20 protein-coding genes and 1 pseudogene are annotated in these 25,821 nt (G+C 60.9%); 15 read left to right on the forward strand and 6 right to left on the reverse strand.

Annotated features, from left to right (window positions below):
* Positions 1-10: 10 nt before the first annotated feature.
* Positions 11-2,407: a Tar ligand binding domain-containing protein gene (locus FAZ69_RS13525; protein WP_136895231.1), complete on the reverse strand. Its 2,397-nt coding sequence runs from the start codon at positions 2,405-2,407 to the stop codon at positions 11-13.
* A gap of 299 nt (positions 2,408-2,706) precedes the next feature.
* A complete protein-coding gene (locus tag FAZ69_RS13530) occupies positions 2,707-3,045 on the reverse strand; it encodes a hypothetical protein (RefSeq protein WP_136895233.1) in 339 nt (112 codons plus the stop codon).
* A 110-nt stretch (positions 3,046-3,155) separates the two neighbouring features.
* Between FAZ69_RS13530 and FAZ69_RS13535 the strand changes: the two genes are divergently transcribed.
* The gene (locus FAZ69_RS13535; RefSeq protein WP_136895235.1) at positions 3,156-3,401 is read left to right on the forward strand and encodes a hypothetical protein; all 246 of its coding nucleotides are present in this window, start codon (positions 3,156-3,158) and stop codon (positions 3,399-3,401) included.
* On the opposite strand, the gene FAZ69_RS34350 is transcribed toward FAZ69_RS13535, so the two are convergent.
* Positions 3,398-5,098: a methyl-accepting chemotaxis protein gene (locus FAZ69_RS34350; RefSeq protein ID WP_304571708.1), complete on the reverse strand. Its 1,701-nt coding sequence runs from the start codon at positions 5,096-5,098 to the stop codon at positions 3,398-3,400. The genes FAZ69_RS13535 and FAZ69_RS34350 overlap by 4 nt on opposite strands.
* Before the next feature lie 395 nt (positions 5,099-5,493).
* Here FAZ69_RS34350 and FAZ69_RS13545 point away from each other — a divergent pair, with 395 nt between their 5' ends.
* The 10 genes and pseudogenes from FAZ69_RS13545 (at position 5,494) to FAZ69_RS33255 (ending at position 14,949) form a co-directional block, all read left to right on the forward strand.
* On the forward strand, positions 5,494-6,774 hold the full coding sequence (locus FAZ69_RS13545) for an ABC transporter substrate-binding protein (protein ID WP_169708632.1): 1,281 nt from the start codon (positions 5,494-5,496) through the stop codon (positions 6,772-6,774).
* A 75-nt stretch (positions 6,775-6,849) separates the two neighbouring features.
* Positions 6,850-7,785, forward strand: coding sequence for a carbohydrate ABC transporter permease (locus tag FAZ69_RS13550; RefSeq protein WP_136895239.1), 936 nt, complete (start codon positions 6,850-6,852; stop codon positions 7,783-7,785).
* Between the two features lie 38 nt (positions 7,786-7,823).
* Positions 7,824-8,603: a carbohydrate ABC transporter permease gene (locus tag FAZ69_RS33895; RefSeq protein WP_240702219.1), complete on the forward strand. Its 780-nt coding sequence runs from the start codon at positions 7,824-7,826 to the stop codon at positions 8,601-8,603.
* A gap of 2 nt (positions 8,604-8,605) precedes the next feature.
* Positions 8,606-10,654, forward strand: a complete 2,049-nt coding sequence (locus FAZ69_RS13560; RefSeq protein ID WP_136895408.1) for an alpha-amylase family protein — start codon at positions 8,606-8,608, stop codon at positions 10,652-10,654.
* A gap of 1 nt (position 10,655) precedes the next feature.
* Entirely contained in the window at positions 10,656-11,810 is a 1,155-nt protein-coding gene (locus tag FAZ69_RS13565; RefSeq protein ID WP_206171199.1) for a LacI family DNA-binding transcriptional regulator, read from the forward strand.
* 180 nt (positions 11,811-11,990) lie between these two features.
* A pseudogene (locus tag FAZ69_RS13570) lies at positions 11,991-12,597 on the forward strand (IS6 family transposase).
* 242 nt (positions 12,598-12,839) lie between these two features.
* Complete coding sequence (locus FAZ69_RS13575) at positions 12,840-13,037, forward strand: hypothetical protein (protein WP_136895243.1); 198 nt, start codon at positions 12,840-12,842, stop codon at positions 13,035-13,037.
* A 242-nt stretch (positions 13,038-13,279) separates the two neighbouring features.
* A complete protein-coding gene (locus FAZ69_RS13580) occupies positions 13,280-13,855 on the forward strand; it encodes a phasin family protein (RefSeq protein WP_136895245.1) in 576 nt (191 codons plus the stop codon).
* Positions 13,856-14,018: 163 nt separating this feature from the next.
* A complete protein-coding gene (gene phbB, locus FAZ69_RS13585) occupies positions 14,019-14,762 on the forward strand; it encodes an acetoacetyl-CoA reductase (RefSeq protein ID WP_136895247.1) in 744 nt (247 codons plus the stop codon).
* Between the two features lie 28 nt (positions 14,763-14,790).
* Complete coding sequence (locus tag FAZ69_RS33255; protein WP_169708627.1) at positions 14,791-14,949, forward strand: hypothetical protein; 159 nt, start codon at positions 14,791-14,793, stop codon at positions 14,947-14,949.
* Between the two features lie 1,151 nt (positions 14,950-16,100).
* On the opposite strand, the gene FAZ69_RS13595 is transcribed toward FAZ69_RS33255, so the two are convergent.
* A complete protein-coding gene (locus FAZ69_RS13595) occupies positions 16,101-17,240 on the reverse strand; it encodes a glycoside hydrolase family 53 protein (RefSeq protein ID WP_136895250.1) in 1,140 nt (379 codons plus the stop codon).
* Positions 17,241-17,550: 310 nt separating this feature from the next.
* Positions 17,551-21,462 carry a Dyp-type peroxidase gene (locus FAZ69_RS13600; protein WP_136895252.1) on the reverse strand — a complete coding sequence of 1,304 codons (3,912 nt, stop codon included), beginning with the start codon at positions 21,460-21,462 and terminating at the stop codon, positions 17,551-17,553.
* A gap of 129 nt (positions 21,463-21,591) precedes the next feature.
* Here FAZ69_RS13600 and FAZ69_RS13605 point away from each other — a divergent pair, with 129 nt between their 5' ends.
* The 3 genes from FAZ69_RS13605 to FAZ69_RS13615 all read left to right on the forward strand — a co-directional run bounded on the left by FAZ69_RS13605 (position 21,592) and on the right by FAZ69_RS13615 (position 23,733).
* A complete protein-coding gene (locus tag FAZ69_RS13605; RefSeq protein ID WP_136895254.1) occupies positions 21,592-21,792 on the forward strand; it encodes a hypothetical protein in 201 nt (66 codons plus the stop codon).
* 496 nt (positions 21,793-22,288) lie between these two features.
* Positions 22,289-22,594, forward strand: a complete 306-nt coding sequence (locus tag FAZ69_RS13610; protein WP_136895256.1) for an ArsR/SmtB family transcription factor — start codon at positions 22,289-22,291, stop codon at positions 22,592-22,594.
* Positions 22,595-22,674: 80 nt separating this feature from the next.
* Positions 22,675-23,733, forward strand: coding sequence for an alkene reductase (locus tag FAZ69_RS13615; protein ID WP_136895258.1), 1,059 nt, complete (start codon positions 22,675-22,677; stop codon positions 23,731-23,733).
* 73 nt (positions 23,734-23,806) lie between these two features.
* Here FAZ69_RS13615 and FAZ69_RS13620 read toward each other — a convergent pair whose 3' ends face one another.
* The gene (locus FAZ69_RS13620; RefSeq protein WP_136895260.1) at positions 23,807-24,268 is read right to left on the reverse strand and encodes a VOC family protein; all 462 of its coding nucleotides are present in this window, start codon (positions 24,266-24,268) and stop codon (positions 23,807-23,809) included.
* Between the two features lie 242 nt (positions 24,269-24,510).
* Between FAZ69_RS13620 and FAZ69_RS13625 the strand changes: the two genes are divergently transcribed.
* Positions 24,511-25,758 carry a LysR substrate-binding domain-containing protein gene (locus tag FAZ69_RS13625; RefSeq protein WP_136895262.1) on the forward strand — a complete coding sequence of 416 codons (1,248 nt, stop codon included), beginning with the start codon at positions 24,511-24,513 and terminating at the stop codon, positions 25,756-25,758.
* The last annotated feature ends 63 nt before the right edge of the window (positions 25,759-25,821 follow it).

Raw genomic sequence — 25,821 nt, forward strand, 5'->3', positions numbered from 1 at the left:
CCCAAGTAGCTCAATCGGACAGCGCGTCGAGCTGCAACGGCTTCGCGTCTTTCTCGCCCGGCACGCCCGTGCTGTCCACCGCGCACTGCTCCGGCAGGGAGACGATAGTCTGGAAGCGGCGGTAGTCGGCGCCGCGCCGGTCGTCCGTGAAGCGCAGCTCGATGCCGCCGTTCTCGCGCTTCAGGAAGTCCCGCACCGCGTCCATGCCGACGCCGCGCCCCGATACTTCGGTGACCTTTTCGGCCGTCGAGAAGCCCGGATGGAAGATGAACTCGGCAATCTCCTCGTCGCTCAACTGCGCGGCCGCGCCGATCCAGCCGCGCTCGAACGCAATGCCGCGGATCCGCGCGAGCGCAAGGCCGCGACCGTCGTCGCTCAGCGTGATCTCCAGCGACTGGTTGTCGACCCCGACCTCGATATCGATCGCGCCGGCCGCCGCCTTGCCCTGTGCGACGCGCGCACTCGCGGTCTCGATGCCGTGATCGACCGAGTTACGCATCAGGTGCATGAAGACGTTTTTCAGCATGCCGCCGACCTGTGTGCGCATGCGGTAGCCGTTGTCGTCGATGCGCACGACGGGCGGCTCCTTGCCGAGCTCCCGCGCGAGCGACGGCAGCGATTCGAGCACACCCGATAGCGCCTCCTCGACCGTTTCGGTGCCGAAGATGCGCAAAGCCCGGCGCACCGAGTCGCGCATCGTCAGCAGGCCGTGCACGTCGCTCGGATCCGCTGCGTCCAGGAGATGCAGACTTTCCTGGATATGTGCAAGGTCGACCATCAGGTAGCGCTCGACGCTGCTGCGCTGCCCCGGCCCCTTGCGGCCCAGGCTCACTTCATTGATCGTCGCATAGCGCTCGATCGCCTCCTTCACGCGCTCGAGGTCAGCGATCAGCGCCTCCTGGTTCCACTCTTCACCAACCTCCGTGCGGCGCAACGCGTCGTAGCGCTGCTCCGTCTCGTGCACGATGCTCGTCAGGTGTTGCAGGCTGTAGGTTCGCGCGTTGCCCTTGATCGTGTGCATGTTGCGAAACAGCTCGGCGAGCGCCGCGCTGTCGGCCTGCGTGTGCTGCCGGATAATTCGCTCGTTCTCGTTGACGAACCCAGTCGCACTCTCGACGAAGTGATGGAACTTCTCCTGGCTGACCGCGAGAATCTCGCCGATTATCTCGAGCCGGCGCTTCTGCTCGCCGGCCTCGGCGGCAAGCTGCCGCAGCTCGGTCACGTCGCGCACGCAGAGCATGAGGCGCATGACCGTGCCGTTCTCGTCGGTGATCGCCGACCAACTCAGGTCGAGTGTCTTCACGCGGCCGTCGGCCATCGTCTTCGCGACCTCGTTCACGAGCAGGTGCTGGTTGAACTCGAAGTTGATCGCGTCCTCGCCGATGCAGGCGTGAATCGCGGCGTCGACTTGCGAGCGTGCGTCGGCATTCAGATCGGTGTGGTCGAACACGAGCTCCATGACCGGACGCCCGGCGACGTCCTGCGTCTCGAAGATGGCCTCGAGGTAGGCCGAGTACTCCGCGTGCACGACCGCGCCGCCAACAACGGTCAGGATCCCCTGCTGCATGTTCTGCAGCATCGCCTGGATGTCGGCGGTCTTTTGCTTGAGCAGCGCTGAGCTCTGCTGGATCTTCTCGATCATCTCGTTGAACGCAACGATCGAGCGCCCGATTTCGTTCATCCGCCCCACCGGAACACGGCGCGTGAAGTCCTGACTCGACGCGATCTCACTCATCATCGACTGCATGCGGCTGAGCGGTCGCCCGACCGCCGCCGCCGTCGCGGCGCGGACAAATACGCCAATGCCGAACGCTGCCGCCGCGATCATGGCTGCGGCGACCATAAGCCGATGAAACCGCGACTGTGAATGATCGAAGCGCGCTTGCTGATGATCGACCTGCAACGATTCGAGCGCGTTCATAGCCTGCTCATATCGGGCGTTGAGCGAGTCGGCTTCTCCCCGGATCGTGTGGAACCTGTAGTAGTCGTTTTGCGAGAGCGCCTGGAACTCCGGCTCGAGCGCCTGCGTGACGAGCGCCGCGCGGGCGGCTCGTACCGCATCAGCGGCGCGCGACTCTTCGTCGTCGCGCGGCTTTGCCAGATACGCAGACCAGTTGTCGTCGCTATCCTTGAGCACGGCGCGCGCCTTCGGCAGCAGGTCGTCGCTCGCGCGTCCCATCGTAAACAGCGTCTCATAGTTGCCAAGCGCCAGTTGCACTTGCAACATCCGCTCGGAGCTCGTCTTAAGACGTGTGATCGCGGCCGTATCGGTCGCATACATTTGCTTAAGCGCATCGTTGCTCTGCTTGAGACCCAGCATGCCGACGAACATCGTGGCGATAAGCGCAAACGTGTAGCCTGCAATCGTGAGCGTGAGCCCGCCCTGTATCGTTAAACGTTTGAACATAGCGTCACGCGTGCGGCCTCGCTTGACGCAAGGCGGCGCACGTTTTCCTCCGTAGTGGTGGTTGCGGTGTGATGCTGGCACGGCCGGCTCTCTGACGGAGCGTCTGCGTGGCATACCCAGTCATACACAAGCGGTTTTATCAGACAGCGTCTTTCAACTCACGCGTTTCATCTCATATATCTCCTATACGCAAAGGATCTCGATTGCATAGCGTTCCGTGCCCAACACAAACGCGAGATATTCCCTTGAGGCGCCGCGAGCCAATACCCTAGTTGCCTGCGAACCATCCTGACGCTCGCTTAGCGTTTTCCTCCATCTTTGGAAATACCCCATCGCGGCACAACATGCCTCTGCGCAAGGCTATCAAGCAAGACATCGACCTGCTCGAGCAAGGCCGACTGGTAGACTTCAGGCAATGCAATATCGTCGATGTGCGCCATGGTTTCCTCGATACCTTTCAGAAAGAACCGTTCGATATGCTGGCGTTGCACAGCGGTTAGCTGAGGCAGCGTAGCGTCAACGAATTTCATAAGCGCAACTAGGCGAGCACCGATTCGCGCAATCGAGTCGCGTTTCTCCTCCAACTCGCTTTCCAACGTGCGGAGAAATTGTTCGATACCGTCAAAAAGCTCTTTCATCAAAAAGTCCCCAGTGTCTTGGTATCCCGTTTCATCGGGCCATCTCCCTAACGCCATATCAGCTCCTCGCCAGTCCGTACATCGATACCAACGGGCCCAACGGGTGTCTCATGACTGAAGACCACGGCTCTCGCGCCTGGCCTCAAAAACGTCAGATAGCGGAGTATTTCCGAGCGTCTCTGCTTTCCTCGGTATGGAATGGTTCGAATCTGTTCGTTCTCTTTGTGGACGATCACTACGTCATTGCTTTCTACGAGCTTCTCAATGGTGAGCTGGTCCATACCCTTCGCCACATGCAGGATGAGTTAATGAAATCCGAGGCAACACCAGCAGATCAGTTAAATTTCCTACGTTAGATCGATGTCGCTGTTGAGAGAGCGACACTCGCTGCAATACCGGTGATCCTCCGGCTGTCTGCGATTTGGCATGCTGCTGAAAGACTTCCTATCGGGGAGAATCCGGCCTGCTTGTTGGAACCATTGCTCGGCGAGGCCGTTGAATCTGCGGCGGCGAGCCTGAACCGCGCGACAACTTCCTTCAACCTGGCCGCCTGTTGCTCCAACGATTGCGTTGCGGCGGAGGCCTCTTCGACGAGCGCGGCATTCTGCTGCGTAACCGCATCCATCTGGTTGACGGCCTGATTGACCTGTTCGATGCCGGTGCTCTGCTCATCCGATGCCGAGGCGATCTCGCCGACGATGTGCGAAACCTGACGGATCGCGGCTCTGATTTGCTCCATCGTTTTTCCGGTCTCAGCCGCCTGTTTCGAGCCCTGCGCGACGAGCATCGCCGATGACTCGATCAACGCCTTGATCTCCTTTGCCGCAACCGACGAACGCTGCGCGAGGCCGCGCACCTCCGCTGCAACCACGGCGAAACCGCGTCCCTGCTCGCCGGCGCGCGCCGCCTCGACCGCAGCGTTTAACGCGAGGATATTGGTCTGGAACGCGATGCCTTCGATCAGTGCAGTGATATCCGAGATCTTCTGCGAGCTCGTATTGATCTCGCCAATCGTGCCGACCATGCTCTTCATCGCGACGTCGCCTGCATCAGCGACGCTCTCCGCGTTCGACGCGAGCGTGCTGGCTTCGCGCGCCTGCTCCGCGTTATGGCGAACCGTCTCGGTGAGCTGCGACATGCTCGACGCGGTTTCCTCCAGCGACGCAGCCTGCTGTTCGGTACGCGACGACAGATCCATGTTGCCTGCAGCGATCTCATTCGTCGCATGCACGATCGTGTCACTCGACGTACGGACATGGCCCAGCGCCGCGCGGAAACCGTCCATCAGTTGATTGAACGCTTCCGCACTCTGCCCGATTTCATCCATACCCGAAATTGGCACGCGTATCGTCAAGTCGAGAGAATGACTGACATCGCCGAGGGCGCTCCGAATCCGCTTCAGGCCACCGTCGACGATACCAAAGAGCCTCACGCTCAGCCAAAGCGTGAGCAGGATCACGGTCACGCTGGTCGAGCCCATGATCCACAAGGCCCGGCGGTTCGCAATGTCGCTTGCCTCGCGTAGCTTTTCGCTTTGCCGAACGTTGTAGTCAATGTGTGCCGTAAGACCACCGCGCATCACACCCGATGCGTGATTGAGCGAACCTGTCAGCAGCATTTCGGCGGCTCTTGCATGATCGCCGACACGGGACGCTTCGAGAAACGCCTCGCGTGCATGACGATAGGCGGCGACATTGTTGCGATCCGCTGCGGCGAGCTTCTCGTCATCCGGGTTGCCCTGCACATCTTCACGTTCGTACTGCGCGAGCAGCGCATCCAGTGCCGCGTCAGCGTTGTGCATCTGTTGCTCCATCGCTGCCTTGTCAGCAGCCGTTGTGACAATCAGATGCCGGTACGCAGCGACACGCATATTCGTTATTTCGGCCTTGGTCTTGTCCAGATTGACCATCGCCGGGATGATCTCGATCTGCACCGAATCGAAGCGCTGCTTGCCGACGTAGAGACTCCACAGCGAGTACACCGAAATGCAGACAAGCGCGAATAGCGACATACCAAGTGTCAGACCAAGACGCTTGCCAATCGTCATATACATACCAGCGACTCTCTTCTATTTTGAATAGGTAAGCAGTAACAATGCGACGTGCTTCGCACACCCTTATTGCCTATAGCCCGGAACCGGGTGACAGACGGGCCGGACACCTTGCGCTCAGAATCCGCCTGCGCACTTATAAGGAAATTCCGAATCGCAACATGGTGCACCCCTACTCTTTTTCGGCATAGCCAATACGCCTGTCGCTCAAGTTTTCCAACATGGATAAGCATCGATTACTCGGGGACCATGAAACCGGTCTGTCAAAGAGCACTGACTAGGAAATACACACGTTGCGATCATCCATCTTAGATAGTAACGTTGTCAACATAGTCGAAAACAAACTTCCTTTTCATTCTTGAGGAAATGTCGTCATGAAAAGGCCTGGAGCCTTCAACGTGGATATACAACGATACGCACGTGCACTTGGCATCGGCGTCGTTTCGCTGCTGGCTCTCATACCGCAAGCGCGTGCGGATGGCCTCACTGGTGAGATCATCGTTCTCAACTGGCAGACGGGAACCGAGCACGATCTGCTTCACGACCTCGAGACGGCATTTCAGAAGTCGAACCCCAGCGTCAGATTTCGAGAAGTCAACGCGATTGGCCAGGGCGATCGCCGTGGTGCAATCCGTATCGCGCTGATGAGCGGCGAGCAGGCAGATCTGCTGGTGAACACATGGCCCGCCTTCCGTGCCGAGCTCGCGGACGCGGGCATGCTGCGCCCGCTCGACCGGCAGTGGGATGCCGGCCACTGGGGCGACAGCATTGCCGGCAAATGGCGGCAACTCGCGCAATACAAAGGCGTTACCTACGGGATGCCTTTCACGTTTGGCGACCGCAGCGGAATTTTCTATCGCCCTGACACGCTCGCAAAAGCGGGTATTGCCGCATCGCCGAAAACCTGGGATGACTTCCTCGCGTCGTTCAAGAAGCTGAAAGCGGCGGGCATCACTCCCATTGCAATGCCCGCCAAGGTCTGGGCGCACGGTGAGTGGTTCGAGTCGCTGCTCGTCAGGATTGGCGGCCCGGACGTCATGTCGAAGCTAGCCGCCCACCAGATCAGTTGGACGGATCCCGCGGTAAAGGCCGCCGCCTTGCACTACGCGCAAATGCTGCGCTCCGGTTGCTGCGATCCGACCGATCGCATGTTTGCCACGGAATGGGACAACGCCGCCGACGAAACGCTGAAGAACGGCACACACGGCTACGAACTGATCGGGATGTGGGCCAATGGCCGCATGAAAGCTTTCGGGCTCGCGGAAGGCAAGGACTACGCGCTGTTTCAGTTCCCGGCTCTTGGTGCCGGCCACGACGACGCCACGGTGATCGATGCAAAGGAATTTCTCGAACTGAAGTCGGGTCATGCCGATGCGGCCGCGGATGCGTTTCTCGGTTGGATGAGCAGCGCGGACGCCGCGCACATCCTGGCCAAATACGGCTTTCCCTCCACTTCAAGCAAGGCCGACACATCCCGGTATGGCGTGGTACTGGCAGAAACGGCGCGCGTAGTCGCGAATTCGAAGGTCCAGTTCGTGCTTGGCGATCTTTTGCCGGGCGATCTGGTCGACGAATATCGCGTGCAGTTGCAGCGCCTGATTCAGGATCCTTCTGACGCGAACGTGGACAAAGTCCTCGCGGCAATCGAAGCGAAGGCAAAGACTGCATACCAGCGATAGTCGTATCCGCTTCGGCGGCGGTTCCGCCGGCCGAAGCGCGTTCGTTCAAGCGTTTTCAAGAGTTGGGAGTGCATCATGGGAACACTGGGCAAAGCCGTTTGCCCCGGAGCAGCCACTGGCCTCGATGGGCGTCACACGCTCCGGCGGGGCGAAGGCGCGGCCGCGTATCTGCTGCTCGTTCCGATTCTGGTCCTGTTCTGTCTGTCCGTCGTCTATCCGCTTGCGGAGACGCTCCGCCTGAGCCTGTTCGACATCCGCGGCATGGGTGTGCCCCGCTTCGTCGGCTGGGGCAACTACGTGAACTTGTTCTCCGACGACAGTTTCCGCCGGTCGATCTGGACGACGCTGATCTGGTCGGTGTCGACCACGGGCCTTTCCGTCAGCGCGGGTTGGCTACTGGCAATGCTGTGTTCGTTCGCACCGACCGCCACCGCCATCCCGCGTGCGATGATCTTCGCAGCGTACGGGATGGCGGAGACCGTCACCGGCTTCGCGTGGTCAGGCATCTACCGGGCCGACGACGCGGGGCTGCTCAATGCGCTGCTTGCAAAGGTCGGGCTCGCGAACTGGGCACACGCCTGGCTCGGCGACCCATCCACGGCGCTCGGCGCGGTCGCCGTCGCCTATGCCTGGGCGCAGACTGGTTTGCCCCTGATGCTGTGCTTCGCCGCGGCCCAGGCGATTCCGAAATCGATTCTCGAAGCCGCGTACATGGACGGTGCGGGGCCATTCGCGGTCATGCGCCACATCATCATGCCGCTGTCGTTGCCGGGCGTGCGCGTCGCCATCTTCATGAACCTGCTCTCGAGCCTGCGCGCCTTCGACACGATCTACGTGATGACGGGCGGCGGACCTGTGCGCGCCACCGAAACCGTCGGCTACTTCATGTTCCGCGAGTCGATGAATCAGTTCAAGCTGGGCTACGGGGCCGCCGCGACGGTGGTGCTGCTCGCCGCGGTCTGTTTCGTTTCCGTTCCCGCGATCATCCAACGTACGGCAGGTGCCAAATGAAACGCAATGCCACGTGGTGGATCGCGCCGCTCGTCAGCGTGCTGGCCGTCATCTGGATCGTGCCGGTGATCGGCATCGTCATCATGTCGGTACGGCCGAGCGACGAGATCAGCGCGGGATGGTGGTCGCTCGACAAGCTTACGCTGACGCTGTCCGCATGGCGCGCGGTCTGGACCCGGTATCCGTTGATGGAGGCCCTGATCTCGTCCCTGAAGATCGCGAGCCTTTCGACCGCCGCAACGATGCTGCTGACACCTCTCGCTGCCTACGCCTTTCAATTTCTCAGGTTCCCGCTGCGGCGCACGCTGCTGATCGTCATCGTCAACGCGTTCGTGCTGCCGCTGCAGGTCGTCATCATCCCTCTGTTCAGGCTCTGGAAAGACTGGGGCATGATCGACAACATCGCTTCGGTGCTGATTCCCTATGTGGGCCTGTCGTTCGCCTGGTCGGTTTTTCTGATGAAGAACTTCCTCGAAGATTTTCCCAGGGATCTGATCGATGCCGCAAAGATCGACGGATGCGGAGCGTTCGCCACGCTTTTCCACGTCGTTCTGCCGAATGCACTCTCGCCGATATTCGCGATCGGCATCCTGCAGTTCCTGTGGACCTGGAACTCACTGCTGCTACCCCTGCTCTTTTTGCGAACCGAGGCGCCGCTACCGGTGGTGTTCTCCCAGATCGCCGGGACATGGGATCCGAACTGGAGCGTGCGGGCAGTGGCCGCGATCATCACCACTGTGTTGCCGCTGCTGATCTTCATCGTGTTTCAGCGTCAATTTTCCACCGGCTCGATGAGCCACAGCGGAGGAAAGGAGTAGCGATGCCGAAAGGTCTCATCAAGCCCCTGCGATATCGTCAAGTTCATCTTGATTTCCATACGTCCGAGCACATCCCGCAAGTGGGCGCGCAATTCGACCCCGTCGACTTCGCCGCCACGTTCAAGGCTGCCCACGTCGATTCCGTCACGGTGTTCGCAAAGTGCCACCATGGCTGGTCCTACTACCCGACTGCAGTGGGCAAGCCGCATCCGCATCTGGTGCGACCGGACCTGCTCGGCGAGATGATCGACGCGCTCAGCGCCAGCGGCATCGCCAACCAGATCTACCTCTCGGTCCAATGGGACGAACTCGCCGCGCGCGAACATCCCGGATGGCGCGTAATGGACGCGAGCAACGACTTTCAGCGCGCACGGCCAAGCGATCCATCGACCGGACGGCAGTTGAGCCCGGCCTGGCACGCGCTATGCCTGAACCATGCGCGCTACCGGCGATACGTCCTCGATCAGGCGCGCGAAGTGGCATCGCGCTACCGGACGCAAGGTATCTTCCTCGACATCGTGACTGCCCAGGATTGTGTGTGCCCTGCCTGCATCGAGCGCATGCTGAATGCAGACTTGAACCCGGAAAATCCCGCTGATCGGCGCAAGAACGGCGAAGCCGTCGCTGAACAGTTCCGCCGCGAGACGAGCGAAGTGCTGTTCAGCAAGTTTCCCGGTCTGCGCATCTTCTACAACGGTGGTCATATCGAAAAGAAAGGCGAGCAGCATTACTGGAGCTGCACGCACCTGGAACTCGAAAGCTTGCCGACCGGAGGCTGGGGTTACGACCATTTTCCTGGTAGTGCGCGCTATGCGGCGGCGCTCGGCTTCGACTTCGTCGGCCACACCGGCAAGTTCCACACGAGTTGGGGTGAGTTCGGCGGCTACAAGCAGCCGCAGGCGCTCGAATACGAAACCGCGCTAATGGCGGCGCTGGGATCGAAGTGCCTGATTGGCGACCAGTTACACCCGAGCGGGCGCATCAATCACGCGACGTACCGGACTATCGCTCCTGCCTACTCGCGCATCGAAGCACTGGAACCGTACCTCGAGCGCGCCAGACAGGTTTCCGAAGTCGCGATCCTGTCCGCCGAGCATCTGAGCGGGCACACAGGCCGCAATCATCCCAGTGACGACGGCGCGGCGCAGATGCTGCTCGAACTGAAGTGGCAATTCGACATCGTCGACGCCGATACAGAATTCGATCGCTATCGCATCGTCATCCTGCCTGACGAAGCGCGGCTCGACGCAACGCTCGCCGCTCGCTTGAGCAGCTATGTGGAACGGGGAGGCAAGCTCATCGCATCGTGGCGCTCTGTATTCGATGCGAACGGCGCGCCGACGATCGACGCGGGCATCGTCCGCGAGGACGGTGGAGAAACGAGCAACCCGAGCTATGTGCTGGCACGGGGTGATCTCGACACCGGTTTGCCGCCTGAGCCCTTCGTGCTGTACGACGAAGCGGAAACAGTCCGGGCCGACGGTGCGCAGACCCTGGCGACGATCCGGCGCTCCTACTTCAACCGTTCTTACCGGCATTTCTGCTCGCATCAACACACGCCGGACGATCCGGCGGCCCCCACGGCGGGCGCGGCCGTGACGGAATACAACGGCGTGGCCTATGTCGCCTATCCGATCTTCCGTCTTTACCGCGCGATCGGCCAACCGCTCTACAAGTACCTCGTGCGCGGACTGCTCAACCGGCTGGCGCGCCCCGCCGTCGAAACCGATCTGCCGTCGGCTGGCCGCGCAATGCTCACGCATCAGCCCGACACGCGACGCTACGTGCTCCATCTGCTTTATGCAACACCCCAGGTGCGCGGCAAGGCCGTGCCCGACGAAAACGGTGGCATGAGACCGATGGAGATGATTGAAGATGTTCCGGTCATCGGGCCCGTCAGCGTCACGCTTCGACTCGCGTGCCGCATCGCGCGTGTCTATGACGCTCTCACGGCCAAGGCCTATCCGTTCGAGGTTCTGGAGAGTGATACCATTCGCTTCACCTTGCCGCGTCTGCATATTCATGCAGCCATAGTCGCCGAACAGGCATGACGTGCAAGACGGAGTCCGCGATACCGGCCACGGATCGCATTCGAAATCGCCCGACGGGCAAGCATGCGGTGACGACTTTATTGCCACTCTTGGGAACGTAGCAAAGATGGGATCAGTTACCAACGACGATGCAAGCAAACATCGCCCCCCTACCATCGTCGATGTGGCAGAGCGCGCCGGCGTTGCCATTGGCACCGTATCCCGATACCTGCAGGGCAAACCGGTTCGTCGCGGCAATCGCGAGCAGATCGAAGTGGCGATTCAGGCGCTGCGCTTTCGTCGCAGCGCCGTCGCGACGGCGATGCGAACCGACCGGACCCAGGTCATCGGGTTGCTGGCGCCGTCGTTCTTCGAGGAATACCACGGCGTGCTGCTCGAGCATCTGTCGAGAGCCATCCGGCGCGAAGGCCGCGCATTGCTTGTCTACTGTCACGGTCGCGATCCGAAGGTGATGGTCGAAGGGCTCGATTTCTTCGCGGCTCGACAGGTCGACGCGCTGGTGATGTCCGGTACCACCCGCGTCACCGAACAGATGCAGCAGCTCGTCAACGACGGCTTGCCTGTCGTGATCTGCAACAACGACCTGCCTGGCGTACCCGTCTCGCGTGTTTTCGTTGACAACCGCAAGGCGAGCAACCGTGCCGTGAAGCATCTTCTCGATCTCGGGCACCGGCGCATTGCGCTCTTGAGCGGCAACCGCAACGACAGCACCGGCAAGGAACGTTATCTCGGCTATGAGGACGCACTTCGCGAACGTGGACTGAAGCTGGACCCCGCATACGTGGCCGACGGCGACTGGACCGTGCTTGGCGGCGAACAGGCGGCGAAGCAGCTGATGGAGCAGGCCCGCCCGCCGACCGCGATCTTCTCCGCCAACGGGCCGATGACGAACGGCGCGCTCAAGTACTTCAGGGAAAACGGACATGTGCTGCCCGACGACGTGTCGCTCATCTCGTTCGACGACTCGCCCGTGTTCAGCCTGCACCGGCCCGGCATAACGGCGGTTGCGCAACCGATCGCGGCCATCGCCGAATCGATTTCCGATCTGGTGTCCCGACGTCTGTCGGACCCTTCTCAGGCGATCGAATCCACGGTCGTGCTCGACTGCGACATCATCCTGCGGGAATCGACCCGGTCTCCGGTTGGGAAACGCTAGACGGGACAGGCACAAAGCCTTCGTCGACGGCGGCACACGATGTGCCCTGTGCCGCAAACAGTCCCCTATGGACACTAACGGATTCTTCTACCCCGGCGCGCGGATCCGTTCGTTATCTGCGGACTCAGACGAGTCAAATGGCGTTGTCAGGTTGTGTGGCCCGTCCGATAAGATGGCGCAATGAAGAAATCGAAATCGCTCTATCACGGTCACCGTTTCCCGGCTGGTGTCATCAGCTGCGCTGTTCGATGCTATTTCCACTTTCAGTTGAGCCTGCGCGACATCGAAGAGTTGCTCTTCGAGCTCGGCGTGATCGTGACATACGAGACCATCCGATGCTGGTGTGACAAGTTTGGAAAGGGCATTGCTCATCGCGTGAAAGCGGCGCGACAAAGCCGCTGCCAAGCGCTTCTTCAAGCGTGTGCTGCGTTCGAGCCCGGTTCCGCGCAAGATCGTCACCGATCAGTTGCGCAGCTATCCAGCGGCAAAAGCCGAGATCCCCGAACTTGCGAACGTGAAGCACATGTTCGTCAAAGCGGCAGCCCGGCTGAACAACCGTGCTGAGAACAGCCACCAGCCGACGCGCGAACGCGAGCGTCGCATGCGCGGCTTTCGCGACCCGAAAGGCACACAGAAATTTCTCTCCTGCTTCGGGCCGATTCGGCAGCATTTCGCGCTCAAGCGGCATTTGCTGCGTGCTTCACTCTATCGCCAACAACTCGCGGCGAGATTCATTTCGTGGCGCGACATCACCGAAGTCGTCCAAAATCCGTCCAGCGCCTCCTGAGGGGATGCTCTTTCCCTCCGTCTTGCCACCTCAGCCTCGACAAGTTGACAAAGCCTAAATAAACATACAAATAAAAAATGCACTCTGCATATTTCAATTCGAAATTATGCGGTTATGATGACGTCTCCGTAAGGATTTCCCGAACGCTTGCTCTGCAAAGGTGACGGGAATATTTGCCGCCATTCGCCGCGAAGACGGTAATTAATGCTCGCGGCGCAGACAGACCAAGTCGAGGAGACCATATGCTGAGTCCCCATGAATTCGCCACCTTAATGCTCATCAAGGACTCGCCGGACCGGATCGGACTGGGCCGCGCCGAGCTCGACACGCTGCTGGAATGTCAGCTCATATCACTGGAACGCCTCGCGTCGGGCCACCCACGTCCTCATGTCACAAGCAAAGGCGCTTCCATTCTCAAGGCCGTCGCGCGCAGGCGCTAGGGAATTGCGGCGCGTGTCGCTGCAGCACGTGGCGAGCGCGCCAAAGAAGAAGTAAGCGAAGTAGCTTTTGTTGGACTTTAATGTGTAGTGCCTCTTGCTGTAACGACCCTCCGAAGTATTCGCGACGCATGCTCCCTGGCAGGCGTCCTTGCGCTTCGGTTCATCCATCATCGCCATTCGCCGCGCGACATCCGGTCGATCGGGGTTTCGCGCAGCGGACTGCATTCTGAGGAATTTCAACAATGGCTCTATCGAGTCCCGAGCAAATCGCCGCATCGCAGAAGGCCAGCCTCGACGCATTCTTCGGATTGACCGGCAAGGTCTTTGAAGGCTTCGAAAAACTGGTTGCGCTGAACCTGCAGGTCGTCAGGTCCACGCTGGCGGAATCGCAGGAGAACTTGACGAAGACGCCCGGCACAACAGACCCGCAGCAATGGTTCACGCTGCAAGCCGGTTTCACCGCGCCTTTCGCGGAGAAATCACTGTCATACGGCCGTCAACTCTTCGACATCGCGTCAACTACGCAGGCTGAGGTCGCGCAACTCGCACAGACGCAGTACGAACGGTATAACGCACGCATGCAGGAATTCATCGAGGAAGCGACGAAGAGTGCTCCCGCGGGTTCCGAAGCGGCGATCGCCGCGTGGAAGTCCGCGATCAGCGCCACCGCCACGCTGTGCGAATCGCTGCAGAAGACGGGGCAGCAGGCCGTGGAAATGGCCGGGACCAATCTCGAGGCCGTCACGGCCTCAGCGTCCAAGGCCGCCAAACGTAGTGCCACCGAGTCGGCTGCCGTAGCCGCGAGCGCGAAGTACTAAGACTCACGCGGGCAGCGATGCCTGCGTTATCGGTTCCATGCCTATATGTAGGATTCCTTTTATTCACTTTGGCAAGAGTCCGGCATTTCAATGCATCCAATTTTTGACTGAAGGCAGTGTTGCTCCAGACGAGCACGCCGCCGGTATTTGCGAGGACGATTCGATGGCAAAGCAGATCGCGGTAGTAACGGGTGGCATGGGTGGATTGGGCGAGGCGATCAGCATCAAGTTGCATGACGCCGGTTATACGGTCGTAGTCACCTATTCGCCCGGCAACACCGGTTCGAAAGAGTGGCTCGCACGCACGGAAGCCGAGGGACGACAGTTCCGCGCGTATGCGGTCGACGTCGCCGACTACGACTCGTGCGAAAAATGCACGGCGCAGATCAAAGCGGAAGTCGGACCGGTAGACATCTTGGTCAACAACGCCGGCATCACGCGCGACGCCAGCTTCAAAAAACTGGACAAGGTCAATTGGGACGCGGTAATCCGCACCAACCTCGATTCGGTGTTCAACATGACGAAGCCGGTGTGCGACAGCATGGTCGAGCGCGGTTGGGGCCGCATCATCAACGTGTCGTCGATCATCGGCTCCAAGGGTGGGTTCGGCCAGACCAACTATGCGGCGGCAAAGGCCGGCATGCATGGGTTCACGAAATCGCTGGCGCTCGAGGTGGCGAAAAAAGGCGTCACTGTCAACACGATCTCGCCCGGCTATATTGCGACAAAGATGGTGATGGCGGTGCCCGAGGAAATCCGCGAGACGAAGATCATTCCGCAGATTCCGGTCGGCCGGCTCGGGCAGCCGGACGAAGTTGCAGCACTCGTGCTGTACCTGTGTTCGCGCGAAGCGGGCTTCGTGACCGGCGCCAACATTGCGATCAATGGAGGGCAACACCTGCAGTGAACCCGAGAGATCAGCAATGGAGGTTCCGATGAGTGAAGCAGTGGCGATCGTCGTAGGTTCATTCGTGCTGGTGACGGCGATAGGGTTCGTCGCCGCTCACTATCACCGGGAGCAAATGCGCCGAAAACTGCTCAGACGGCTGGATCACCGTCCCGACTGGTTGGGCTGGGGCAGCCCGCGGCGTTGAGCTTCCGCCATCGCTAACCTGTTGTGATACCGCGGGTGATCGTATTGATGCCTGGTTGGACTGGCACACGCGGTTCATCTGGATATGCGCACCGATAACACCTTCGCGGTCTGGGCCCGACGGCAGTTGCGGCCCCGCGGCCTCTCGCAAATATTCATGCGAGATATACCTATTGCTTCAGAAACGCAGCTGTGTAATGCCGCGAGCCGCCAGGGAAATTGCTGGGACGCGCCGACAGAGAGCTTCTTCAACAGCCTGAAGAACGAACGGGTTGCCAAAGGCGGCGAGCCAGGCATGGGTAGGACAGCCTCGTAGGCCCATTCTCGCTAGGACCAGTAACATCGCTCGATTATGTAGCTCGTGGGGCTGCCGTCGAGCGACGCGCCGAGCACGCGCGCGGTCTCCTCTGCCGTGAAGCGAACCGGCAGAGAGGCGTACGTCCACCGGGGCATCGAGGGAATCGCGGCTTCGAGCTCATGGCCCACAGTGCCGCAGAACGCCCGATACTGGAGCCAGGCACGTAGCGCAGTTCCAGGCTTCTTGCGCGAGTGTCCGTGAAGGCTCGCAGCCTCCTGGCGAACAGAGGCGGTGAGCCGTTCCGCGCGGGTTGTCCACCGATCGTGAGCGGTCGCTGGGCAGTACAGCGCCAAGAACCGCCGGGCAGAGAAGCGATATTGGTGGCGGAACGCAGTTGCAAGCCCCACGACCTGCGAGAGATGGCGATCGAAATCGCCAACCCAGCTGTTCAGCTCATCGGGCAGTTCTGCCTGTGCCGAACGCTTGCCCCTACCTCGTGACCGAGTTGCGGACGGAATGGGAGACGGTGTGTTGTTCTTGCGCTTCTCCCGTCAACCGAAATGGCTGATTGGGGAAGCTTGCTCCGATTATGCGAAGACGTTTCGAATGCTAGCCGGCTCTGACCGGTACCCCATGGTCTCCGCGGAACTCAACCCGCTACGAGCTGGGCATAACCGGGAACTGCGCCTAAATACGAACCTTGTTCATACCTGAGGAAATGACGCGACGACGAACTTCGTGGGTGGGCTGTTGAAAGGCCGCGACGATTCAGTAACGAAGCGTGTAAGCCGCGATCCCTGCCCGGCGGACTGTGTCGGGCAGGGATCGCGGCTTCACTTCACGGCGTCACGTGATCACGACTTGAACAGGCTGATCGACGACAGCGCATTACCGTGGAAGTCGAACAGCGTGCAGTTGTCCCACTCGTCGCCAGCGCCCGCCTTCCAGCCGGCGCCCGCGACCGGAATCCACTCCGGCTCCCACCAGAACACGCCCTTGCCGCGTCCGCCCGGAATGTTGGCGATGATGTTCTTGACCGCTTGCCAGAACTCCACCTGTCCGGCCGGTGTCATCGGGAAGCCCGTCGTGCCGGCGGTCGTCATCGTGTCCGGCTCCGAGTCGCCGTCGCTCGTCGTCCACGCGAACGCGGTTTCGACGACCATCAGCGCCTTGTCGTAGCGCACCGCGATGTCGTTCACGTTGTTGGTCAGATCGGTGAGCGAACCTTGCCACGCCGGGTAGTAGGACAGGCCGATCACGTCGAACTGCACGCCGCGCGACGTCATGGCGTCGAACCACCAACGGCTCGTCGCGTTGTTGCCACCGCTGTCGAGATGCAGGATCACCTTGGTCGCAGAGTTGACCGACTTCACCGCGTTATAGCCCGTCTTCAGCAGCGTCGCGAGGTTGTCCAACTGGTCGTACTTGCCGAGCGGCCACAGCATCCCGCTCGTGATCTCGTTGCCGACCTGCACCCATTCCGGCGTGACGCCGGCCGCTTTGAGCTGGTTCAGCGCGTCGGTCGTGAACGCGTACAACTGCGTGCAGGTGTCCGTCAGATTCAGGCCCGCCCATGCGTGCGGCGGATATTGCTTGCTCGGATCGACCCACCAGTCGCTGTAGTGGAAGTCGATCAGAATGCGCATCCCGAGCGCCGCCGCGCGTTTCGCGAGCGCAACCGCCTGCGCGACGGTGTTGTAGCCAGCCACCGCCTGATTGGACGGGTAGTAGCTCGCGTTGCCCGGGTCGTTCCAGATCTTGATGCGACACGAGTCGGCGCCGTTGTAGCGCAGCAGCGCGAGCGCATCGTGCCGCACGCCGCCCGAATAAAATTTCCCGCCGAACGCCTCGATCTGAGGAAGCGTCGATACGTCGACACCCTTCGCGAATGCGCTCGTGTCCGAGAATGCGAGTGCCTTCTGCGTGCCGGTCAGTTCGAGACACGCGGCCGCCGCGGCCGAAAGACTCAGGCGCAGCATCGATCGTCTATCCATTGTCATCCTCCAGTTCGGACATTCCGCACGGATCGGCGGAATGCCGGGTAAAATTTAAGCGCTTAAATTTTGCACCGCATTATTCGTGTCGCTTTCGATGCGGAGATGAGCGTAGCAAAGGTGCGGCAACGCGCGCAAAGGATGCGCGCGTTGCCTAATATTTGGAGAGGTGGCCGCGCGAATTCGGACAATCGGATGAGTGGAACGCTCGGGGCTTCAACCTTATGGGGAGACCGTGTCCGGGAGTACGGGGGCAAATCCAATCCCATGCAGAGGGACCATCTGCATGGGATGCACTTTGTCAAGCTACCTATCGCCTTGCATGAAACGGACATTGCTTACCCAGATCCGCTTTCACATCTTCTGGCAAAGAAAGGGGCCGACGACGATGTTGTTCCTGTATTGTCGGAAACACCGACGTAAAGAAGTTCGTCCAGCCGCCGGTGCGAACGCGGAGCAAATCGTATTTCTCGGGCGAGCCGATTGCATCGGCGAAGGTGTCCGGGTTCGCCACGGTCACGGTCAAGATATTGGATCCCTTTCCCTGCGCAAATTGACGCAGGACTTGCTTCAATTTCTCGGCCGGAAAATCCTCGGTGATATTGAAGTCGCTCGGTGCGCCATCGGACATCAGGCTCGAGCCGCTCCCTTCAAAGCCTGCCAATGCTTCGGCGAAGCCGGCGTACTGATGCTCGACCGGCAAATCCGCCGGACTCGGCGCCGCGCTCATGTCGGAGGCGACCGTCGTGCCCGTGCGTCTGCCGTCCGCGCTGGCGCCGTTCCAGGACCCCATTTCCACGTGGTTTTCGAAGGTGCCGACGCCGGGCTGAATCTGAATCCCGAACGGATGATCGACCGTCCCGTATTTGCTCGCGAAGTTCTGCAGGGTGTCGCGCAGCTGCGGCCAAGGCTGGGTAAACGTCTCGATCGAAATCTGCGCCACCATCTCGATGATGGTATTGCCGAACGCGTCGATTTCCGCGTGGCCGCGGCCGTAGCGAGGCAGTGACAACGCCACTTCACGCAAGCGCTTGAAACGGTCGGCGCGCGCCGCAATCCGGTTTTCCCCTGCGAGCTTGCTGATGAAGGGCTCCGTCATTTTGTAGCCCCAATCGCAGCACAGGCATTCCAGCAACTCGGGCAAGGTGGTGACTGCGGTCTTGTCGTCGAACACCATGCTCTTGATCGCGTACAGGGAGTTGATGGTGGAGCTGAGCGCGATGTAGCAAGGACCATAGATGTTGTATTTGGCCCCACCGCTGTAGAAATCCAAGCCCTTGGCCAAGCAATCGTCCATCAGCGCATTCAGGATCGGAGACGGGCAATACTGGGTATTGTTGCCGTAGCTCATCAACTGGCCGTTGAACGCCTTGCGGTTGAGCCATTCGAAATGCTGCCGATACAACGCCAGCAACGCATCGAAGCTTTCGATCTGCTCGGCCGGCCTCGTGGTCAGCGATACCGTTTGGCCGAACAGATAGCTTTGGCCCGCGCTGGAATAGGTCCTGCCTTGATTGAGCGCGCACTCCAGCGGCTGCAACGTGGAAAAGCCGCCTAGCGAGAACCAGTTTTCGCCGGGGAACTGGGGCTCATAGCATCCGTCGCACGCATAGTTCTGCGCCGATTTCATCTCCACGACCGACCGCCACGCCTTATTGTTTTGCAATTGCTCGCCGCCGACGTTGTCGCCGCTGCGCCACAGGCCTTCGATGAGCGTCTCGTCGTTCAACAGGATAGGATGCGCGCCGCCGGAAAGTATCGCGTGCGCGGCTTCCTCCAGAATCTCATCCGGAATGTCCTTGCGGGTACGCAACGACAGGCAGGGCGCATTGAGCGGCAGACGGCCGGACGCGCGTATGAACAGGCGGGTCACGTCGTTATAGGCCGGCTTGGTCTTCGCCATGTCAGTTTCGCCGTCCGCCACGGTTCCGCCGACAGTGATCTGCTGAATCCATTGACCGAGCGAAGCGCCTTGCGGATACGGTCCGGAGCTGCCGCCCATCGCCAAATTGCCGAACGGCTGATGGTCTTCCATGAAGATGCGGTTTTGCTGGATCTTTTCGTCGAGCTTGATGTAAAAGGCGTCGATGATCTCTTGCGCTTCGTCGATGCGGATAGCGTCCCGATCGAGGTAGGGTTGCAGCAGTTGGTCCATGCGGCCGAATGCCGTCGGCTCGCCGTTCAGGTGCAGGCAGGTGTGCAACGTAAAAATGAATTGCACCGCCTCGACGAAGCTACCGGGTTTTTCCGTCGCCAGCTTGCGCATGCGCCGTTCGATGGCCGTCAGATTCTGCTGCTCCCACGCCTGGCCCGGCTGCATGTCTTGCGCCATCTGCTTTGCCAGATCCGCATAGTTCACGAAGTACTCGGAAATACCCTGCAACGCCAACGCCGTCGATTGATAGAGTTCTCGCTGCTGCTGGGTGGCAGCCTTCTTTTCGTATTGCGCGACCTCGTTCAACAGCCCGCTGAGACCGAGGTCGAGGGCTTTCTGGTAGTCGGGAATGACGTGGCCGACGCCGGAGGCTTCGCTCAAGTTGGCAAGAAACCCGTTCAGGCGCTCGGCTTCGCTCAGGTATTTCATCACGTAGCGGCCCTCGCCCAGCGTCAGGTTGGGCATGGCGCCGACGATGATTTCCTCTGGGGAGATGCGGAAGGTGTCGGATCCGTACACCACGGTCCCTTCCTCTTCCTTCGCCGCGGAATACGGGATCAGGCGGCCGTCGCTCAAGCGAATGCGCCGGCCGCGGAAACCGTATTCCGGCGACGTGAACAGGTGCAGGCTCAGGCGGATCGCCCAGCCCTTGCGCACCATGATGGATTCCTGCATGACGTCGGCGGACTTGCCGGGCAAATCGAACTGCGCCATGTAGTACGCGATGTCGTGCTCGATTTCTTCCTGCTTGCGGTTGAAGTACCAATTGTCCTGCCAAAGCGAGAAGGCATTTTCCAACAGGCTGAGTATCCGGTTCGACGGCGCCTCGAAATAGTCGCTGCGTTTATTCAGCTTGGTCGCCATGTTGAACAGGTAGTTGCTATGGTTGTAGTACATCAATCCGTTGTCGGAGGCGACCGTGAAGTGACGGTCCAGCCTCGACCAGTCGACGCCCGGAAATCTGTCCCACGTGCCGCGATTCAACGCATCGAAGTTGTTGGCGTAGGTGTTGTCATCCAGCAACCCGAGATCCTGCAGGCTGGGAACGTAGAAGAATCCGCCCAGGTCCGACCGCAGATGATTGAACAGACGGTCGTTCATGAAGCCGTGGACGGCGCCGATCTGGTTTTGCATGACATCCTCGAGGATGCCGATCTCCTTGGCAAAGCCGGCAAAATAGATGCCTTCCTCATCGGCGGCAGTCACGGACTTCGGATTGCGAAAGGAACTGCTGGTGTGCGCATTGCCGAAAGGAAGACCCAGGCGCAGCACCGGCGTGGTGTTGCCGAACTGGTCCTGCACGCGCGATGCCTTGATATGCGAGCGGGTATCGCGGTCGGGGATGATGGTGTCGTCAGTTTTTCTGCCGATCAGATCTTCGATTTGATCCTCCGACATCATGTTGATTTGATCCCAGTTGATCAGGAACCGCTGCGACAGCACGAACGACGCGCCGAAGTGCTCGACATCTTCCACGCCGACAATCGAATGTTTCGCGAGCGAGATCGGATCGGACGGATTGTTCAGGTTCTCGGCAAAGCGGCAACCGAGCACCCTGCCGCCGTTCGGCTTGTCGCTGTCCCCCGATTTGCTGGCCGCGCTTTGATGAAACGATTCACGGGTATTTTCATGCAGCCAGTTCTCGGTCAATTTCAGCACGATGTCGCACGCTTTAGCGTCGTCGCTCTTGATGTGGAACCAGAGGTTTGCCTCCGAATCCTTGAAGTTGCCGTTGGATGCACCGAAGACCTTCGAGCGATGGGGATGATTTTCCTGCGGGTAGCGCAACCGCATCCCCTTGGGGAGGGGCATCTTCTCTTGCTCGCAGATCAGTGCCCAGTTTTCGAAGGACACGCCGGCGACCAGCGTGGTGTTCTTGCTACCGAGTCGCGGGTCGGTATTGATCTTGCGCCTGACCTCCTGCATCAGCATCGCAAGCTCGCTTTTGGCAATCGGCCTTTTGAGCCAGAAACTCGAAAAGATCGCGAAAGGCGCGGGATATACCAGGCCGCGTTGTGTATGTTTCCAAACCTCGGTGAACCGCTCATTGAATGTCAGTTCTTTCATGATCGTATTTCCTTGTTGTGGGTGCGATTTTCAGAAACCTATCGAAGTTGCTACTGGCCGGACAATGGGTTTTGTTTCGATAAACATTTCGGAACGAGCACGATCGATATGATAAGGATTGCACTACGAATGAATCGGGTAGAACTGTTCGTCGTGAGTGTGTCGGGCGCCGTTGTTTTTCATCTGCCCTTTTCCGAGGAGGAACGAACGACGTGCTTGCGCCGAGCCCCCGAATCCGGGCAGCGAGTGCCGCCCAAAGTATGGATGAAATATTCCGTTCCAAAACTGGTAGAGGTGACAGGTTCAGAAGACGCCGTGCGCCGCCATTGAGCGGGTATACGGAACGTAAACGCTATGCGGCGCGCCGTGACCCAACGGGGACAGCCAAACGAGCCTCCAACCAATCGATTCCCCAGATAAAAACGAAAGAAAATTGAAATTATCAGGCGGAGGCTCGTCGATACTAGCAAGTGCAGACTTATATTCTCGACTGCTTATCGTTTAAAACCACGGCCGCCGAACTTTCGAGCCAAGACACGAGCGCGAGACGCCCCTTGCACTCGCATGAATATCTCCATAAAAACATGGATTTATCGACGTTTTTCACGATATGACACAAAAAGTGCGGTCTTTTTTGTATCTAGAGCGGGTCGATGCAAAAGTGCCGTCTTTTTTGTATGTCGACAGCCATCAACCCCACCCCCAGTGGTGCCTTCTCGCATATCGTCAGAATCCGATATAAGATTCGACCAACAGCGATCCAAGCGACGCGCCCCGCCCCGGCGGCGAACGCCGTTTGCGCTGGTTAGTAACCCAAGCCTGACCCATGACGACGATAGACATCGACGCAATCCACAAAGCCCTTGCGAATCCTGTGCGCCGCGAGATCCTCGCTGCGCTCAAGGAGCCGTCGGCCCGCTTTCCCGAGCAGGTGCTGTCGCTCGAGCACGGCGTCTGCGCCAGCGCGATCAACGGCAGCTGCGGCCTGTCGCAATCGACGGTCTCCGCGCACCTTGCGGTGCTGCAAAGCGCGGGGCTCGTCAGTACGCAGCGCATCGGCCAGTGGGTGTTCTTCAAGCGCAACGAAGCCGTCATCCAGGCGTTCCTCGAAGCGCTGCACACGGACCTTTAACGCCCGCGTGCGGCATTCCCGATAGTCATCGTTTGATCCGAAGAGGGCGGGCTTATGCCTGCCGAAGAGAGAAAATTGCCATGCCGACCCTATTCGATCCGCTGCAACTTGGCGAGCTGACCCTGCCGAACCGCATCATCATGGCGCCGCTCACGCGCCAGCGCGCCGGCGACGAGCGCCTGCCCAACGCGCTGATGGCGCAGTACTACGCCGAGCGCGCGAGCGCCGGCCTGATCCTGACCGAAGCGACCGCGGTCACGCCGCAAGGCGTCGGCTATGCGGCGACGCCGGGCATCTGGTCGCAGGAGCAAGTGGAAGGCTGGAAGCTCGTCACCGATGCCGTTCACGCCAAAGGCGGCAAGATCATGCTGCAACTGTGGCACGTGGGCCGCGTGTCGCACCCGCTCTTCCTGGACGGCGAGCTGCCGGTCGCGCCGAGCGCGATCGCACCGCAAGGCCATGTGAGCCTCGTGCGGCCAGAGACGCCCTACGTGACGCCGCGCGCGCTCGGCACCGAAGAAATCCCCGGCATCGTCGAGGCGTTCCGGCGCGGCGCCGAAAACGCGAAGGCCGCCGGTTTCGACGGCGTCGAAGTGCATGCCGCCAACGGCTACCTGCTCGACCAGTTCCTGCAGGACAGCACGAACCAGCGCACCGATGCCTACGGCGGCACGATCGAGAATCGCGCGCGCCTGATCCTCGAGATCGCCGACGCGTGCATCGGCATCTGGGGCGCCGGCCGTGTCGGCGTGCACCTCGCGCCGCGCGGCGACGCACACACGATGGGCGATTCCGATCCGGCAGCCACATTCGGCTATCTGGCGCGCGAGCTCGGCAAGCGCAAGATCGCGTTCCTCTGCGTGCGCGAATCGCTCGGCGACAAGCGCATCGGCCACGTGCTGAAAGCGGAGTTCGGCGGCGTCTATATCGCCAACGAGAAGTTCACGAAGGAAACGGCGCAGCAGTCGCTCGACGCGGGCGAAGCCGATGCGGTCGCGTGGGGTCAGCTCTTCATCGCGAATCCGGATCTGCCGAAGCGCTTCGAGCTCGATGCGCCGCTCAACCAGCCGAACCCCGCGACGTACTACGCGGAAGGCGCGACCGGTTATACGGACTACCCGGCGCTGGAAATGGCGTGACGCGGTAGCAGCGTAGTCACGGAGTGCAACAGCAACAGCGGCGCGCGGCTACAAACCGCGCGCCGCGATGCATTCAGGCCCACCCTTCGATCTTCACGCCGCCTGCCTGCTCGGCTTCCTCACGCGACACTTTGCGCACCGTCTGCCCGAAGCTCCAGACGTGCCCTTCGGGATCGCGCGCGGCATAGACGCGATCGCCGTAGAACTGATCCTCCGGCTCGCGCGTGATGACGGCGCCCGCCGCGCGCGCCCGCGCGCAATGCGCGTCGATGCCCTCCTTCAACTGCACGTGGACCGCCTGCGTATTGCGGCCATCGACCGACGCGGGGCTCGCCGACACGCCCCAGCCCTCCGTACAGATCATCACGTAGCCGTCGCCGAAGCGCATCTCCGAGTGGCCGAGCCGGCCATTCTTCTCGGTGACGACGAGCGTGCGCTCGAAGCCGAACGCCTTCTCGAGCCAGTCGAGCGCGGCGAACGGGTCCTTGTAGAACACGGCGGAGCCGAAAGTCGGGCGGCGGAACGGGTCTTCCATGAATGTCTCCGGTCGATCATAGTTAGCGCTTTAGCGCCTTACTCTGGCCCCATGCAGAGCTTGGCCGACGAAAGCGTCGATCTTCAACGTTGTAGTGAAGACATTCGCCGAACTCAAGGCCTGGCGCGCATCGAAGACGGGATAAACAGAACAGATACCGCCAGAACCCACTCTCAACCGGGCCATGCCCGCTGCGCCGCGAGCGCGCCTGCCGCTATACTTCCCGGCACACGAGGCCCCCCATGAAAGAAAACGAACCCTTGAACCTCGCCTATCTGCGGGCCGTGCAGGTCGTCGCCGAGACCGGCAGCGTGAGCCGCGCGGCCACCGCCCTCTTTCGCGCGCAATCCGCGGTGACGAGAGCCGTGCAGGAAATCGAAACGGCGCTCGGCGAGACGCTCTTCGATCGCAAGCCATCGGGCATGCTGCCCACGCCCGTTTGCCGCGTGGTGCTCAAGCGCGGCGAGCGCGTCTTTGCCGAGCTCGAAGCGCTCGCGCGCTGGCGCGGCGCGCGCGTATCGGCGCGGCGCCCGGTCGGCGAAGGGGCCGTGCCCCCCTACCTGCTCAATTCGCGGCGGCTCGAATTGTTCTCGGCGCTGGCGCGCCACAAGCACATGCCGAGCGCCGCGCGCGCGCTCGGCATCACCCAGCCCGCGGTGAGCAGCGCCATCCGCATCCTCGAGACCGGCGCGGGGCTTCCCCTCTTCCATCGCAACCCGCGCGGCCTGTTGCTGACGAGCGACGGCGAGACCTTCCTGCTGCACGTGCGCCGCGCGCTGAACGAGCTGCGCCACGTCTCGGACGACGTCGCGGCGCTGCGCGGCAGCATCCAGGGGCGCGTGACGGTCGGCGCGCTGCCGCTTGGCCGCACGCTGATCCTGCCTGAAGCGATTGCGAGGGTCATCGCCCAGTATCCGGGCGTGAAGGTGGCGACGGACGAAAGCGCCTACGAAACGCTGGTGGCCGGCCTGCGCGCGGGCGACATCGATTTCATCCTTGGCGCGCTGCGCCCGAACGACGCCGCGAGCGGCCTCGAAAACGAGAAGCTGATGTCCGAGGATCTGGTGGTGCTGGCGCGGCGCGATCATCCGCTCGCCGCCGCGCGCGGCCTGACCGCCAAGGATCTCGTGGACGCGCAATGGATCCTGCCGCGCAGCCATGCGCCGTCGCGTGGCCTGTTCGAGGCGCTGTTCAAGCGGATGAAGACCCGGCCGCCGACGCCGACCATCGAAACGGCCGATCTTGCCGTCATTCGCGGCCTGTTGCTGCATACGGACATGATCGCCGCGCTGTCGGCGCAGCAATTGCACTACGAACGCGAGTCCGGGCAGCTCGCGGTGCTCGACGTGCCGATGCGCAACACGACGCGGGACATCGGCTTGACGGTGCGCGCCGGAACAACGCCGTCTCCCGCCGCGCGGGCGCTGATCGACGCGATCCGGCTGGTGGCGAGCGACGTGGCGCGCAAGATGCGCGACGCCCAGCGCTAGGAGGCGTGCGGATCGAACATCCGGCTCTGCCTGGCGATGTGCGGCGGCGACGGGCTCGCGTCC

The organism is Trinickia terrae, from assembly GCF_005144415.1.
GTDB lineage: Bacteria > Pseudomonadota > Gammaproteobacteria > Burkholderiales > Burkholderiaceae > Trinickia_A > Trinickia_A terrae.

Excerpts from the sequence above, each read along its gene's own strand:
- FAZ69_RS13525 (WP_136895231.1), bottom strand. The coding sequence starts at position 2,407 with ATGTTCAAACGTTTAACGATACAGGGCGGGCTCACGCTCACGATTGCA.
- FAZ69_RS13530 (WP_136895233.1), bottom strand. The coding sequence starts at position 3,045 with ATGAAAGAGCTTTTTGACGGTATCGAACAATTTCTCCGCACGTTGGAA.
- FAZ69_RS13535 (WP_136895235.1), top strand. The coding sequence starts at position 3,156 with ATGACTGAAGACCACGGCTCTCGCGCCTGGCCTCAAAAACGTCAGATA.
- FAZ69_RS34350 (WP_304571708.1), bottom strand. The coding sequence starts at position 5,098 with ATGTATATGACGATTGGCAAGCGTCTTGGTCTGACACTTGGTATGTCG.
- FAZ69_RS13550 (WP_136895239.1), top strand. The coding sequence starts at position 6,850 with ATGGGAACACTGGGCAAAGCCGTTTGCCCCGGAGCAGCCACTGGCCTC.
- FAZ69_RS13560 (WP_136895408.1), top strand. The coding sequence starts at position 8,606 with ATGCCGAAAGGTCTCATCAAGCCCCTGCGATATCGTCAAGTTCATCTT.
- FAZ69_RS13575 (WP_136895243.1), top strand. The coding sequence starts at position 12,840 with ATGCTGAGTCCCCATGAATTCGCCACCTTAATGCTCATCAAGGACTCG.
- FAZ69_RS13580 (WP_136895245.1), top strand. The coding sequence starts at position 13,280 with ATGGCTCTATCGAGTCCCGAGCAAATCGCCGCATCGCAGAAGGCCAGC.
- phbB (WP_136895247.1), top strand. The coding sequence starts at position 14,019 with ATGGCAAAGCAGATCGCGGTAGTAACGGGTGGCATGGGTGGATTGGGC.
- FAZ69_RS33255 (WP_169708627.1), top strand. The coding sequence starts at position 14,791 with ATGAGTGAAGCAGTGGCGATCGTCGTAGGTTCATTCGTGCTGGTGACG.
- FAZ69_RS13595 (WP_136895250.1), bottom strand. The coding sequence starts at position 17,240 with ATGGATAGACGATCGATGCTGCGCCTGAGTCTTTCGGCCGCGGCGGCC.
- FAZ69_RS13600 (WP_136895252.1), bottom strand. The coding sequence starts at position 21,462 with ATGAAAGAACTGACATTCAATGAGCGGTTCACCGAGGTTTGGAAACAT.
- FAZ69_RS13605 (WP_136895254.1), top strand. The coding sequence starts at position 21,592 with ATGAATCGGGTAGAACTGTTCGTCGTGAGTGTGTCGGGCGCCGTTGTT.
- FAZ69_RS13610 (WP_136895256.1), top strand. The coding sequence starts at position 22,289 with ATGACGACGATAGACATCGACGCAATCCACAAAGCCCTTGCGAATCCT.
- FAZ69_RS13615 (WP_136895258.1), top strand. The coding sequence starts at position 22,675 with ATGCCGACCCTATTCGATCCGCTGCAACTTGGCGAGCTGACCCTGCCG.
- FAZ69_RS13620 (WP_136895260.1), bottom strand. The coding sequence starts at position 24,268 with ATGGAAGACCCGTTCCGCCGCCCGACTTTCGGCTCCGCCGTGTTCTAC.
- FAZ69_RS13625 (WP_136895262.1), top strand. The coding sequence starts at position 24,511 with ATGAAAGAAAACGAACCCTTGAACCTCGCCTATCTGCGGGCCGTGCAG.